Source organism: Rhodoferax sp. XS2R6, from assembly GCF_056521365.1.
The window spans coordinates 281528-295478 of record NZ_JBWMAY010000003.1; the positions used below are offsets into that span (position 1 = coordinate 281528).

General features: G+C 66.1%; 10 protein-coding genes. 4 read left to right on the forward strand and 6 right to left on the reverse strand.

What is annotated here, in order from left to right:
- The first annotated feature begins 139 nt into the window (after positions 1–139).
- A complete protein-coding gene (locus tag AC097A_RS12850; RefSeq protein ID WP_479621138.1) occupies positions 140–4123 on the forward strand; it encodes an RICIN domain-containing protein in 3984 nt (1327 codons plus the stop codon).
- Positions 4124–4219: 96 nt separating this feature from the next.
- Here AC097A_RS12850 and AC097A_RS12855 read toward each other — a convergent pair whose 3' ends face one another.
- The 6 genes from AC097A_RS12855 to tsaB all read right to left on the reverse strand — a co-directional run bounded on the left by AC097A_RS12855 (position 4220) and on the right by tsaB (position 10607).
- The gene (locus tag AC097A_RS12855; protein WP_479621139.1) at positions 4220–5755 is read right to left on the reverse strand and encodes a DUF1501 domain-containing protein; all 1536 of its coding nucleotides are present in this window, start codon (positions 5753–5755) and stop codon (positions 4220–4222) included.
- 9 nt (positions 5756–5764) lie between these two features.
- The gene (locus AC097A_RS12860) at positions 5765–7561 is read right to left on the reverse strand and encodes a DUF1800 domain-containing protein (RefSeq protein ID WP_479621140.1); all 1797 of its coding nucleotides are present in this window, start codon (positions 7559–7561) and stop codon (positions 5765–5767) included.
- A gap of 111 nt (positions 7562–7672) precedes the next feature.
- Positions 7673–8512, reverse strand: a complete 840-nt coding sequence (gene pyrF, locus AC097A_RS12865) for an orotidine-5'-phosphate decarboxylase (RefSeq protein ID WP_479621141.1) — start codon at positions 8510–8512, stop codon at positions 7673–7675.
- Between the two features lie 4 nt (positions 8513–8516).
- On the reverse strand, positions 8517–9368 hold the full coding sequence (locus AC097A_RS12870) for a uracil-DNA glycosylase (RefSeq protein ID WP_479621142.1): 852 nt from the start codon (positions 9366–9368) through the stop codon (positions 8517–8519).
- Between the two features lie 16 nt (positions 9369–9384).
- Positions 9385–9873 carry a ribosomal protein S18-alanine N-acetyltransferase gene (rimI, locus tag AC097A_RS12875; protein ID WP_105259432.1) on the reverse strand — a complete coding sequence of 163 codons (489 nt, stop codon included), beginning with the start codon at positions 9871–9873 and terminating at the stop codon, positions 9385–9387.
- Positions 9870–10607, reverse strand: a complete 738-nt coding sequence (gene tsaB, locus AC097A_RS12880) for a tRNA (adenosine(37)-N6)-threonylcarbamoyltransferase complex dimerization subunit type 1 TsaB (RefSeq protein ID WP_479621143.1) — start codon at positions 10605–10607, stop codon at positions 9870–9872. The genes rimI and tsaB overlap by 4 nt, the downstream gene beginning before the upstream one ends.
- Before the next feature lie 152 nt (positions 10608–10759).
- Between tsaB and dacB the strand changes: the two genes are divergently transcribed.
- From dacB to AC097A_RS12895, 3 genes are all read left to right on the forward strand, one after another.
- Positions 10760–12220: a D-alanyl-D-alanine carboxypeptidase/D-alanyl-D-alanine endopeptidase gene (gene dacB, locus AC097A_RS12885; RefSeq protein WP_479621144.1), complete on the forward strand. Its 1461-nt coding sequence runs from the start codon at positions 10760–10762 to the stop codon at positions 12218–12220.
- A 65-nt stretch (positions 12221–12285) separates the two neighbouring features.
- Entirely contained in the window at positions 12286–13110 is an 825-nt protein-coding gene (locus AC097A_RS12890) for a substrate-binding domain-containing protein (RefSeq protein ID WP_479621145.1), read from the forward strand.
- Positions 13111–13112: 2 nt separating this feature from the next.
- Positions 13113–13949, forward strand: a complete 837-nt coding sequence (locus AC097A_RS12895; RefSeq protein WP_479621146.1) for a phosphate ABC transporter substrate-binding protein — start codon at positions 13113–13115, stop codon at positions 13947–13949.
- The last annotated feature ends 2 nt before the right edge of the window (positions 13950–13951 follow it).

Consider the following 13951-nt stretch of genomic DNA (forward strand, 5'->3'; position numbering starts at 1 on the left):
GCCAAAATTCACGGCCCGCCCCACCTAAGTCCGCACAAACACTGCAGCAATTTGCAGGACTTGGCGGTATGCTGCTTCGGTTTTTCCAGCCGCGGGCACGGTGCCTGCGACTGCGAAGCGTGACGAAGGGGGCGAGCAAATGAAAAATACCGATCTGTGCGGGATGGTCTTGCGGGTTCTGGCGTGTGTGGCGCTGCTAATAGGCGGGCTGGCGCAGCCGGCGTTTGCGCAGAATGGCCCCCACACCATCACCGCCCAGCACAGCAACAAATGCCTCGGCATGAATGCTGCCGGCCTGGCCAATCACACCACGCTGCTGCAGCAAGACTGCGCGGCAGCCCCCAGCCAACAGTTCAACTTTGTCCAGGGTGAAGGCGGCTTCTTCCAGATCGTGGCCAGGCATAGCAACAAGTGCCTGGACATCAACGGTATCAGCCAGGCCAATGGCATGGCGGTCCAGCAGTACGACTGCAATGGCGGTGCCAACCAGCTGCTCAAGTATGTCGACCGGGGTGCCGGCTTTGGCAACTTCGTTTTTAAGCACAGCAACAAGTGCCTGGATGTGCTGGGCATCAGCCTGGCGAATGGCGCCAGCCTGACGCAGTACGACTGCAATGGTGGCGCCAACCAGCTGTTCAAGGCCACGCCGGTCGCCGCCCGGGCTGCGGTTCCCTCGGTCCAAATCCTCACCCAGGCAGAGGCCGCAGCGGCAAACCAGCAAGCCACACAGCAGGCCGCCACCACGGCCCAAATGCAGGCCCAGCAACAGGCTGCAGCCACCAAGGCCGCAGCGGATGCCAAGGCGGCCGCCGAGGCCAAAGCCCGGGCTGACGAAGTGGCGCGGCAAGAGGCCGCCCGCAAGGCCGTGACAGACCAGTCCCAGGCCTTTACCCAACTCAAGCAGGGGCTGGACGCAGCCCTGGCCACCTTCCAGACCCGCACCAATGCCAGCATCACCGCGCTGCGGGGCGCCGCCAGCAGCCCCTTGCCGGCCATGTCGGGCAACGCGGCGGCGGACCAGAATGCGATTGCCAAACTGAAGGCCGACGCACAGGCCGCACTGGCGCAGAACCGCCCACGCACGGTGGAGCAGACGGGCCTGCTGCAGGAAGACCACCAGGCGGCCATGGAGGCAGCGCTGGAGCGCGCGCGCAAAGCCGTGGACATGGGCCAGGCCAGCAACGTGCAGCTGATCGACAGCTACTACAGCCAGATGCAGTTTGTCAGCAAACGGTATGCCGATGAACGTGACCTGGCCCTGGCGACATTGGACCAGCGCGACCTGGCGCAGACCGTTGCAATGGGGGTGACCACGGTGCCGGAGCCAAGTTGCCCCACGCCCTCCGATGGCCCCGAGTTTTGCTGGCGTGACACCGTCACCCGCGGCGTGGGCACCGTGCCCACCAACTGCCCGACCGGCAGCGAGCGGATTGGCGCGCTGTGCTATGCGCAGTGCAAGCCGGGCCAGACCCGCGTGGGCCTGGACTGCCATGCCAACTGCCCGCCCGGCTGGCGCAATGACGGCCTGTTTTGCCGACTGGCCGAATACGGCCGGGGCGTAGGCTACCCGTGGAAGGGCTCGGACGGACTCAGCAACAGCGGCATGCTGGGGCGCTGCAATGCCGCCGAGGCGCCCAACAGCTGCCAGATGTGGGGCGCCATTGCCTACCCCAAGTGCAAGGAGGGCTACGAGCCCTTTGGCTGCTGCCTGTGCCGCCCCAAGACCGTGCCCAGCTGCACCTCGGTCGGCCTGCGGCCCGGTGCGTTTGACTTGTCATGCGCCAAGGGCATCAACATCGGCGTCATCAAGGGCAGCATTTGCGAGGCTGGCAAGGAATTGGACGCCGGGCTGTGCTACAGGTCCTGCCCCATTGGCTATGACGGGGTGGGGCCGGTGTGTTGGGCCAAGGCACCGGCCACCTGGCAAGACTGCGGCATGGGCGCGGCCAAGAACGGCGCCACCTGCGCCAGCGTGATTGGTGGCCAGGTGACGGCGGTCGTCAAGCCGCTGATCGCTGTCGTTGCGGCAGTGCGCTCGGGTGGTGCACCGACCCAGCCGGCAAACCCCGCCAAGGTGAACTCCCTGAAAGAAGGCCTGAAGGAACTCCGGGCGCTCTACAAAGCCGGTGTCTCGACAGACGCCTACAAAGGCCTGAACCAGGTGAAACAGGCCTCCGACATGGCGGACTTCGAGGGCAAGATCAACGGTGTGGTGACCGAGGAAGATGTGGCCCGCGTGGCGGCCGAGCTGGCCGAGGCCAGCATTCCCTCGGGCGGGGTCACGGGCGTGGTGAAGTCGCTCACCGGCATCGTCTCGGCCTACACCTACCCCAAGTGCAGCAAGTACTTCCAGCCCAATCTGTGCCCGGCCGCCACCAAGCCCGTCAGCAACGCCCCGCTGACGCAGCTGCAGCGCTCCCTGGCGGAGCAGGATGCGGCGAACCAGAAGCAGGACAAGAAACTGTCTTTGCAGGAGCAGTGCAAGGTCTGCACCGAAGGCGCCACCAACCGGGCGCAGTTTTGCGGCGCCATCGACTTTTGCGACAAAACCTGCAACGTGCCCGAGCTGGAAGTGAACGCCTGGAGGAAGGGCGCCCAGGCGGCGCAGCAGTGCTACCAGCAGGACAAGCTGATCGACTACAAGAGCTGCGAACGCATTGTGCTGGCGGCCTGCACCAGCAACGACCCCAAGGTCTGCGCCGCCAGCATCGCCTCCAGCTGCGGCGCGCCGCCCGCCACCGTGACCAAGGCCGTGGTGGACAACGCCCAGGAGCCACCGGTGGCGCCCGCGGGCGGCTGGCCCGCCGACTGCCCCGCCAAGAATGACGACTACAGCACCCAGTGCATGCGCCTGGCCGTGGTCAGCGGCGACGGCCAGACCGGTGCGGGCAATGGCTTTGGCAAGTTGACGGTGCGCCTGCGCTGGCGCGATGGCACCCCGGTGGCCAACTTCCCCATCTGGTTCGGCTGCATGCCTACCATCTTCAAATCCAACGAGACAAATGCCGCCGCATTTGGCGACAACGGATGCAGGGTTGACAACGGCATTTCTGCCGACGACGGCGTGGTCAAGCAAGCCATCTACACGGCCGCAGACGGCACGGCCAGCACCAGCGTGCGCGGCAGCGCACAACGCTTTGGCGCGCCCCTGGTGGTGGTCGCCGAAGCCGGAAAGATGCAGACCCTCAAGGTGAGCCACCCCGCGTTGACCCTGTACGAATGGCCCACCCCCACCAGCGGCTGCTACAACCCGCTGATGCGCGTCGGCAACCCGTATTGCAGATATGGGGCCAACAATGTGACCAACTATGAGGCCAGCTCGGTGGCCTATTTCAACCTGACCCTGTCGGCCGTGCAGCCGAACACGGGCACAGGCGCAGGTGCGGCAGCCAACGCCATATCGCCATGGGAGGCCTACCCCGGCAACACCCTGGCCAAGGACATTGGCGTGGGTGTAGACGCCAGCAAGAACGTGGCCCTGTGGGCCATCAACAGCAATGGCGATGTTGTCGGCGGCACCGTTGGCGCAACGCCGCAGACGCTGCCCAGCAACGTCAAGGCCGTGCGCATCGCCGTGGACAACAAGCTGCAGCCCTGGGTCGTGGGTGCCAACGGCTATGTGGCGTACTGGGGGCCCAACAACCAGGGCGTCAAGGGCTGGATCTCTCCCGTGAACCAAAACCCAGTGCCGCTGGCCAGCGACGTGGCAGTGGGCGCCAATGGCACGGTGTGGATGGTGGGCACGGCCGCCAACAATTACGGCATCTACCGGCTCACAAGCAATGCCACCTGGGAACCCATCTCCAGCAATGCCCGGCGCATCGCGGTCGACCCGCAGGGCCATGCCTGGGTCACCTGGTCGGACGGCACGGTGTCGCGCTACAACCCGCCTTCGGGCCAGGCCGCTGCAAGCTGGGTGGATTGGAGCGCGGAGCCCAAGGCGCGCGACGTCGCGGTCGCCGGCAACGGCACGGTCTATGCGGCGGGGACCGACGGCCGGGTCTACCAGCGCGTCAGCGGCAAGTGGCAGCTGATCCCCAACATACTGCTCAACGAGATCGGCGCAAACGGCGAAACGGTGTTTGGCATCAAGCCGGACCAGACGATCTGGTACTTGCGCTGAGTTTTTGGAGCGAGCGCACCCGCCACGTAATTTTTAAGCCAAAACAGCCTCTAGCCCACGTGGAATATGCGCAAACAGCTACCAAATCAATAGCATTTACTGCATAAAGCCAAGATCGGTCGGGTAGTCCGGCCGGCTGGCCGCCGTGCCAAAGTTCACGATCTTGGGCAAGACGCCCGGCATTTCGGCGTCGCTCACGCCAAACCACTTGGCCAGCGTGGCCGCGTACTGGTCCACCGAAGTACGCGGCAACAAACGGCCCTGGCCCACATGCCAGGCGTTCTCAGGCAGGTAGTTGCCACCGCCGTCTTTGGTATCAGCCACGCTGATGGGGGGGGCCACGCCATAAAAGCGCTGGCCATTCACCGCGCCGCCCACCACCATGTGGTGGCTGCCCCAGCCGTGGTCGGAGCCATCGCCGTTGGAAGCCAGTGTGCGGCCAAAATCAGAAGCGGTGAAGGTGGTGACCTGGTTGGCGACGCCCAATTCATCGGTGGCTTGGTAGAAGGCCGTCATGGCGGTACTCAAGCGCCCCATCAGCGTGGCCTGCTGCGCCACCAGGTTGTCGTGCAGATCAAAGCCGCCCATGGACACAAAAAACACCTGACGCCGCGCGCCCAGCACATTGCGCCCCTTGATCAGGCGCGCCACCATCTGCAGCTGGGTCGACAAAGCGTCGGTACCAAACGTGGCCTGAAAAGGCCGCAGATTGGGCGTGGTGCCAAAGGTGGACGGACTCAGCGCCAGGGCATTGGTCACCGAGGCCTCAGCGGCCAGTGCGCGCGACGTCACCACGTTGTATTCGTTCTCCAGCTTGTGGGTGCGGGCCTGGCGGATCAGGCTGTCGATGGTGCTGCGCACCGAGGAAGAACCGTAGACCGTGGTGTCGGTGGCGGGCCGGATTTTGATGGCACCCGAGGTGCTGACCTGGTACTGCAGCGCCGTGTCGCCCGACAAAAACACCGCATTGCCCGACACCGACATGCAGGTGAACAAGGAGTTGCTGTTGAGGCTGTTTTGCAGCACCACATCGCCCATATTGCCACCCCAGCCCACGGTGGAACCCTCGGGCGACGAGGACTGCCACAGCGACTGCTGGTCGTTGTGCGAAAACAGCTGCGGCGGACGCGGGTACAACGTGCGGTTGCTGTTGTTGTACTGCGCGCGTGTGAGCGGCACCACCAGCGGCCCCACATTGAGCTGGACCGCCGCCTTGCCGGTGTTGAACAGATTGGCCAAGCCGGTCATGGCCGGGTGCAAGGCGTATTCGCGGGTGGTGGCGCCCAGCGTGTCCACCGGCGGCGTGATGGGGTTCAGGCGGGTGGGCGTAAGCGCTGCCTTGGCCAGCGCAATGCCGCCCGCCGTTTGCCCGGCGCCGCCACCGCGGATTGTGCTGTACTGGTTGTAGCTGGGGTCGTCATACGCCAGCACCGTGTTGGCGTAGTCATTGCCGCCAAACAAAAACACACAGACCAGGGCCTTGTAGTCCCCGGCCGGTGCGTTAAAGGCCGCCGCCTCGCCAATGGCGGCCAGGTTGAGTGCAAAAGGCAATGCAGTGCCGGTCAGCGCCAACTGGCCGCTGCGGCGCAGAAAGGCGCGCCGGGTCTGGAATTCGGGTGGCAGCATGGACATGGTGGCCCTCTACTTCTGGATCAGGTATTCGGGGCAAGCCATCACCATCAGCACCGCCGCACACACGCGCTGGCGCTTCAGGGTGGCCGAGCTGTTGGAGTTGAGCGTGACACCGAGCAGGGCATTGACGATGACAGTTTGGGTACTGGCTGAGAGCTGGCCGGCACACAGCAGCAGGTTGAGCCGGCGCACCAGCGCAGCGGGGTCCAGTACCAGGGTGAGCTCGGTGGTGTAGGCGGCCTTGATGTCGCCGGAGTTCAACCCGCTGTCGATCACGCCCATCATGTAATTGAGGTAACCACCCACGCTGCTCTCGGTCACCAACTGGAATTCGGGGGCCACCACACCATTGCTCAGCGCGGTGCTGGGCGGCACATAACCAGGGCGAAAGAAGTTGAACACCGAGGGCGCGCGCAGCGGGCTCTGGCTGAGCTGGGTACCGGCATTGCTCAGGTCGCCAATCTTCCAGGCGCCACTGGCGGACCCTACGCCAAAGGTGCGCCCCCATTGCGCCAGACGCAGCATGGGCTCGCGCAGCTTGCCGTACTCCAGCCCGCTCAGGCCGGTGGCGTTGCGCGCCTCGTCGTCCAGCAGGATGGCGGCAAACACAAAGGCCAGGTCCCCGCGCACGCCCTGGCCGTTGTTGGCAAACACGGCCGCCACCCGGCCCACATAGGCTGGGCTGGGGTTGCTGGTCACCAAGCGCTGGATCATCTGCTTGCAGAAAAAAGGCGCCGTGTTGGGGTGGTTGAAGAGGGTGTCCAGCGCGGTCTTCAGGGCCGCCGCCGCCGGCGTGTTGGCCGGGATGGTGGTGCCCAAAAACGTGGCCGCCAGCGTGGAGTGGTTGCCGCTGGTCACCACCATGGGCAGGCGGGCAAAGTTGGTGTTGCCCACGGTGTTGCCGTTGGCCGTCACGTTGACGTTCTGGCTCATGTCCACGTCGTAGCCAGTGAACACGCGCGCCAGGTTGCTCACATCGCTGGCGGTATAGGTGTCCTGGGGCTTGCCGTTGCCATCGAGTTGTTGGGTGCCGTCGGGGTTGAGCAGGTGCAGGCCCACGGTGAACAGCTGCATCACCTCGCGGGCGTAGTTTTCATCGGGCTGGCGGCCTGACGCGTTTTCTTTTTTGTTGCCCTTGGTGTTGAGGTAGTAGCCCATGGCCACATGCAGGGTCACCGACTCCAGCAGGCCGCGAAAATTGCCAAACGCGTAGGCGCACAAGGTGTCCCAGTAGTGCGCCATGGCGTGGCTGCGCCAGCGAAAGTCCAGCCCCGAGAGCGACACCACAAAGTACTCCGACAGCGCCAGGCCCATGCGTTTGCGCATGGGATCGCTACTGGCCATGAGCTGGCTCCACACCATGTGGTCGGCGGGGTAACTTTGGTCGTAATAGTTGTTGGTGCTGTGAGGGTCGGCATACCCTTGGCTATTGAGCCAGTCCCAGCCCCGGGTACCAAAGTGGGTGGCCACCTGCTGCTCGACCCATCCCGCGTAGCCCAGGTTGCGCACCTGGGCAATGTCGGCATCGCTGGCAGAAAACTGGGCCTGCTGCAAAAAACGCGACGCTTGTTCGGTGCTGATGCTGGCGCCGCTGATCGCGGCCGCAGCTGGCATGGCCCGCAAGGAAATGGTGCGTCCGCCCACGGGGGCGGCCGTTGTGGGATCGGTCCCCCCTTCGCCGCCACCGCAGGCCGCCAGGGCGGCCGCGGTAGCCAGCGCCATGGCGGTAAGTGCACCCGATTCCAGAGGGGAGTTGCCGGAAGGGGGGGCCGTGGCGAGGTCGGCTTCGTCCACGAGTTCGCGCATGGGGGCTCCAAAGTGGAGTGGATAGGAGGCGGAGGTTATCGACCGCCCCCAGTGCTGCCCAGCGTTCTTACAAACAATTACCGGTGCCGGAGACAGCCGGTCACCCAGCGCCTAACGAGTGGCAGCTTGCAGCAGATCGCGCGTGCGCAGGGCCTCCTGGCGGGCCGCCGCGGCAAAGTCGGGCCCTGCCGACGCGTACAGGATGGCGCGCGAGGAGTTCACGATGATGGGCCCGGTGGTCTGCCCATCGGCGCTGCGCCAACCGGCCTTGACCGTGGCCACCGCATCGCCACCCTGCGCGCCCACACCAGGAATCAGCAGCGGCAGCGTGGGTGCCAGCGCACGCACACGTTCAATTTCTGCAGGGTAGGTGGCGCCCACCACCAGGCCCAACTGGCCATTCAGGTTCCAGGGGCCTTGGGCCAAGGCAGCAATGTGCTCGTACAGACGTGGCTGGCCCGGCAGGTCCAGCAGGCGCTGGGGCTGGAAGTCGTCGCCCCCAGGGTTGGAGGTGCGGCACAGCAGGAAGGCGCCCTTGCCGTGGTACTTGAGGTAAGGCGCCACCGAGTCAAAGCCCATGAAGGGCGAGAGCGTGACGGCATCGGCGCCGTAGCGCTCAAAGGCCTCTTTGGCGTACTGCTCGGCGGTGCTGCCAATGTCCCCGCGTTTGGCATCCAGGATGATGGGCACCTGGGGCGCCGTGCGGCGCATGTGCGCCATCAGCTTTTCGAGCTGGTCCTCAGCGCGGTGCGCGGCAAAGTAGGCGATCTGGGGCTTGAAGGAATTCACCAGGTCGGCCGTGGCATCGACGATGGCCGCGCAAAAGTCGTAAATTTTGCCGGCATCGCCCTGCAGGTGCGCCGGGAACTTGCTCGGCTCGGGGTCCAGGCCCACACACAACAAGGAACCGTTTTGGCGCTCGGCGGTGCGCAACTGGTCTAGAAAGGTCATAGGGCTATTTTACGGAGGCGTCTTTTACATCCATGGCCAGGCACAGGTCGGCCCAGGCTTTGGCCTTGTCGGCGCTGTTGCGCAGCAGCAGCTTGGGGTGGTAGGTCACGATGACCGGAATGCCCTGGTACTGGTACACCGTACCGCGCAGTTTGCCCAGTGGCTGAGTGGCCAGCGCGCCGTGTTCGGCCAACAGGGTCTGGATGGCAAAGCGGCCCATGGCCAGAATCACCTTCGGTTGCACCAGCGTTATTTCGCGCTGCAGGTACTGGGCGCACTGCGCCAGGTCCGCCGCCTGCGGGATCTGCCCGTGCGGCGGGCGGCACTTCACCACATTGGTGGCGTAAGCGGCCTTGGCGCCTTGCGCATCGGCGCTACGGCTAGCGCCCACGGCCTTGAGCATGTTGTCCAGCAGCAGGCCTGGACTTTCCACAAAGGCCTGGGCGGCGCGGTCCTCGTCTTCCTCGGGCGGGTCGCCCACCACCAGCCAGTCGCGCTGGCCAGGGGCGGGCTGCAGCGTGGCGTGTTTGCGGCCGGCGCACAGGCCACAGGCCTGGCAGCTGGCGGCGGTGTCGGCCAGGGCCTCCCAGTCCAGGGCACCCAAATCCAGCGGCGTACCGGCGGCGCGGGCCACGACGACAGGCGGGCGAACCACGGGCACGGCGCGCACGGGGGCCGGCGTGGGCACAGCAGGGGCAGCAGGCGCCACCGTAGCGGCCGGCTGGGCAGCAACAGGCGGGGCAGTGGACACGGCCACCGAAGGCGGCTCGGTCTCAAACACGGTACCGGGCAACCAGACGCGCACGCCCATCTCCAGCAGCATGGCGCGTTGGCGCTCGTCAAGGGTCAGGGCCATGGGTGGGAGTATCTCGTCAAGGGTACAGGGGCAGGCTCATGACCACCGCGTCTTCGCGTTGGCCATTGCCGGCAGGGTAATAGGCTTTGCGCTGGCCCACGCGGCGGTAACCGTACTGCTCGTACACATGCAGGGCGCGCACATTGCTCACACGCGCCTCCAGCCACAGCCATTGCACGCCCTGGCCGCGCGCCCACACGGCCAGCGCATCCAGCATGACACGGGCCCAACCCTGGCCTTGAAATTCGGGCGCCACGGTGATGTTGAGCAGGTGCACCTCGTCCACGCCTTTCATGGCCACAAAGTAACCAAGCACATAACCATCGGCCATGAGCATCTGGGCCTGGTAACCACTGTGCAGCGCGTCCAGAAAATTGGCGTGGCTCCAGGGGTGGGCGTAGGCACGTTGCTCCACGCGCAGGACCTCGTCCAGCCGGTCGGCCAGCAGTGGCTCAAACGCGGCTTCGGAGGCCTGGGAAAACGTGGCCATGGGCTGCGTGTTCATGCAAGGGCGCCGGCGGCAGCCGCTTTCTCGGCCATGCGCTCAGCCGTGGTTTTGGCCACCTTGTCGCGGATGTAGCTGGGCATGGCGTGGGCCGCGTCCACCGCCAGCCCTGCGGCCAGCAGGGCGGGGGCCAGGCGCAGCATGGCTGCGGCCGTAGGCAAGGCCGGCACCACCGTGCCGCCTTGCAACACCGTTGGGTCCAGGCGCTCGGCGTAGACGGCAAACACATTGCCGGCCAGCAACAGCGGGCCCAGGTTGGCATCGACCGCGGGCAGGCGCAGCGCTTCCGGGCGCAGCAATTGGCGGGGCTTCAGCACCCGCCACTGCCCGTGGGCGTAGGCGTAGTGCGCGGCGTACATCTCGTCCATGCGCGCATCCAGCAGCGCCAGCACCTGCAGCGCCGGCGCCTCGGCCGCCGCCGACTGGCGGGCATCTTCTGCCACGGCCAGCAACGAATCCACCGGCAGCACCGGCACCTTGGCGCCAAAGGCCAGCCCCTGCACCACCGAGCAAGCGGTGCGCAAACCCGTGAACGAACCCGGCCCGGCACCAAAGGCCATCGCGTCCAACGCGGCCATGGGCAGGCCCGCCTGGGCCAGCAGGTCCAGCACGCCAGCAATCAGATCCGTGGACGCGCGCGCGCCACCCACCCCGGCGTACTGCCACACGGTGGTTTCACGGCCCACGGCAATGGACAGGTGTTCGGTTCCAGAATCAATCGCCAGCAATTTCATAGTTTTAAGCCAAATTGACCTCTAGCACCCGTAGATACTGCGCAAGCAGCTCCTGTTTTAGGAGCAATCTCGGACTACAAGGTGCAGAGCGGGTGCCACAAGAGGCAAGCGAGGCGTGCCCTGATTATCGGGGCTGCCCGGATAATCCGGCGATGCCCTTGCCCACCCGAATTCTCCTGCGCAGCCTGACCACCGGTCTGTTGGCCTGCCTCTCTGCCACCGCCCAACCCCTGCCCCCCGACGTGGACGCCGCCCTGGCCCGTGCCAAGGTGCCGCGCGATGCGGTGGCCTTTCTGGTCGTGGACGCGCAAAACCCTGCTGCCGCGCCACGCTTGGCCCACCGTGCCAGCGCGCCCATGAACCCGGCCTCGGTCATGAAGTTAGTCACCACCTACGCCGCGCTGGACCTGCTCAGCCCGGCCTACCAGTGGAATACGCCGGTCTACACCGAAGGCAGCGTTAGCAACGGCGTGCTGCACGGCAACCTCTATATCAAAGGCCAGGGCGATCCCAAGCTGGTGCTGGAGCGCCTGTGGCTGCTGCTGCGCCGCGTGCAGGGCCTGGGCATCAAAACCATTGCAGGCGACATCGTGCTGGACCGTAGCGCCTTCAGCCTGCCCGAGGTGGACCCCGCCCAGTTCGACGGTGAGCCGCTGCGCCCCTACAACGCGGCGCCCGATGCCCTGCTGATCAACTTCAAGTCGGTGGTGATGACCTTCACGCCCGACCGCGCGGCCCAAGTGGCCCAGGTGCAGTACGACCCGCCGCTGGCCGGCGTGGCCCTGCCCGCCACCGTGCCGCTGACTATCAACGGCGACTGCGGCGACTACCGCGGCACGCTCAAGGCCGACTTTGCCGACCCGCTGCGGATTCGTTTTCTGGGCAGCTACCCGGCCAGCTGCGGCGAGAAGGTCTGGCCCGTGGCCTATGCCGACCCCAAAACCTACGCCCAGCGCGCGGTGCTGGGCCTGTGGGACACCCTGGGCGGCAAACTGCAGGGCAGCGTGCGCCTAGGCACCGTACCCGCCGCCCTGGCCGCCGGCAAACCTGCGTTCACCAGCAGCTCCGCCCCGCTGAGCGAAGTGGTCCGCGACATCAACAAGTTCAGCAACAACGTGATGGCGCAGCAGGTCTTTCTGACCCTGGGCCGTGCGGCCTACGCGCCCACGCCGGCCAGCGCCGCGGAACCGACCGAACTGGCGGCCGGCAGCTTTGGCGCCAGCCGCACGGTCGTGCAGCGCTGGTGGCGTGAGCGACTGGGCAGCGAAGAAGCCCCGGTGCTGGACAACGGCTCTGGCCTCTCGCGCCAGGAGCGCATCACGGCGCAGGCGCTGGGCCGTATGCTGCAACACGCCTATGTGTCGCCGGTGATGTCGGAGCTGATGTCCTCGCTGCCGATCTCGGGCGTAGACGGCACGCTGCGCCGCGTCAAAGGCAGCAGCAGCGCCCACCTGAAGACCGGCAGCCTGAGCAATGTGGTGGCGCGCGCCGGGTATGTGCTGGCGGCCAGCGGCAAACGGTATGTGCTGGTGGCCGTCATCAACCACGCCAACGCCAACGACGCCCGCCCCGCCGTGGACGCGCTGGTGGAATGGGCCGGGCGTGACCAATAAGAGGCGGGAAAAGCACGGCGCGGTGCTATGCTGCAGCGCTGCATTCCCCACCTGAGGCCCCGCCCTTGACCCGTCCCGCACTGCGCCTGCTGTTTGCACTGCTGCTCACGCCCTGGCTGGCCTGCGCAGGCGCGCAGGCTGCGGGCGCGATCCGGGTCGTGGGCTCCACCACCTTTCTCGCGTTTGTGCAGCATGTGGCCGAAGACTACATGGCGCAAACCCCGGACGCCACCGTGGTGGTCAACGCCGGCGGCTCCAGCCGCGGTTACAAGGCAGTGCTGGACGGCACGGCCGACGTGGCCATCGTCAGTGGCAAGCTGCCCGACGAGCTGCACCGTGAATTTGCCCGCCGCAACATTGTGCTGAGCCAGAAAACCGTGGGTTACCGCGCCCTGGTGGCTGCGGTGCACCCGAGCAACCCGATCCGCAACCTCAGCCATGCCGAACTCAGCGCGGTGTTCAGCGGCCAGATCAGCTCCTGGAAGACCCTGGGCGTGCCCCAGGGCAAAACTATCCAGCTGCTGATCGGCCCGCCCGGCGGCGGCCTCACCGACATCTGGAAGAGCGAAGCCCTCATCGACGGGGCCACCTTCTCGGCCAAGGCCCAGGTGCGCAGCGCCGCCCAGCGCGCCGCTATGGTGGCCAAAAACCCCGACGCCATCACCTACTTGGCCATGAATGAAGACACCCCCGGCCTGGCTTACCTGTCCATCAACGGTGTGCCCCCCGTCGCGCGCCAGGTGGCCAACGGCACCTACCCGCTGCGCAGCCAGCTGACCCTGGTCAGTCGCGTGGGCAGTGGCAAAGCGGTCGAGGCTTTTTTGCGCCACTTCGAGAAACCGCAGCCCTACTGGGTCCTCGATGGCCTGATGTTTGCCAACCCCAACTGACCATGCGCCTGCAACGCCGCCTCCTGCTCACCTCCCTCGGCACCCTGGGCATTGCCGCCAGTGCCACCGGCTGGTGGTGGCTGCACCAGCGTCCGCACGCGGGACTGCGCGCCTCGCTACTGGTGGCCGGCGCCAACGCCATGCTGGACCTGAACCGGGCCTTGGCCACCGAATTCGCGCGCACCCGCCCGATGGTAGACGTGGCGGTGGAACAAGGCGGCTCCCTGGCCGGGCTGATTGCGGTGCAGCGCGGTGCCATCGACGTGGCCGCCATGTCACGCGAACTCAGCGAAGCCGAAGACAGCCCGCGCACACGCAGCTACCTGGTGGCCAAAAACGACATCGCGATTGCCGTGCACCCGCAGTCCCCCTTGCGCAACCTGTCGGCCGAGCAGGTGCGAGCCATCTTCATGGGCGAGATCACCGAGTGGCAGGCCGTGGGCGGGCCGACTGCGCCCATCCGCGTGGTCTCCCGCGCGCCAGGCTCCAGCTCGCGCCAGTTTTTGCAAGAGCTGGTGTTGCAGGGTGAAGACTTCACGCTGCAGGCCTTGGAGGTGAGCAGTGCAAAAGAGATGGCCAAGGAAATTGCCGCCGACCCGCTGGCGATTGGCTATGTGGCGCTCAAAGACCGCGATGCCACCCCCCTGACCTACCTGTCGATTGACGGCGTACCGGCTACCCGCACCACGGTGCTCTCGGCCCGCTACCGCTTTACCCAACCGCTGTACCTGGTGGTGTATGGGGATGTAGGCCCCACCGCACAGGCCTTCATCGACTTTGCACTGGGTGCGGAAGGCCAGGCCATCGTGGCCAGCCAGCACCTCTTCCCCGTGGCATAGGG

Coding starts and splice junctions, on each gene's coding strand:
- AC097A_RS12850 (WP_479621138.1), top strand. CDS start 140: ATGAAAAATACCGATCTGTGCGGGATGGTCTTGCGGGTTCTGGCGTGT.
- AC097A_RS12855 (WP_479621139.1), bottom strand. CDS start 5,755: ATGTCCATGCTGCCACCCGAATTCCAGACCCGGCGCGCCTTTCTGCGC.
- AC097A_RS12860 (WP_479621140.1), bottom strand. CDS start 7,561: ATGCGCGAACTCGTGGACGAAGCCGACCTCGCCACGGCCCCCCCTTCC.
- pyrF (WP_479621141.1), bottom strand. CDS start 8,512: ATGACCTTTCTAGACCAGTTGCGCACCGCCGAGCGCCAAAACGGTTCC.
- AC097A_RS12870 (WP_479621142.1), bottom strand. CDS start 9,368: ATGGCCCTGACCCTTGACGAGCGCCAACGCGCCATGCTGCTGGAGATG.
- rimI (WP_105259432.1), bottom strand. CDS start 9,873: ATGAACACGCAGCCCATGGCCACGTTTTCCCAGGCCTCCGAAGCCGCG.
- tsaB (WP_479621143.1), bottom strand. CDS start 10,607: ATGAAATTGCTGGCGATTGATTCTGGAACCGAACACCTGTCCATTGCC.
- dacB (WP_479621144.1), top strand. CDS start 10,760: ATGCCCTTGCCCACCCGAATTCTCCTGCGCAGCCTGACCACCGGTCTG.
- AC097A_RS12895 (WP_479621146.1), top strand. CDS start 13,113: ATGCGCCTGCAACGCCGCCTCCTGCTCACCTCCCTCGGCACCCTGGGC.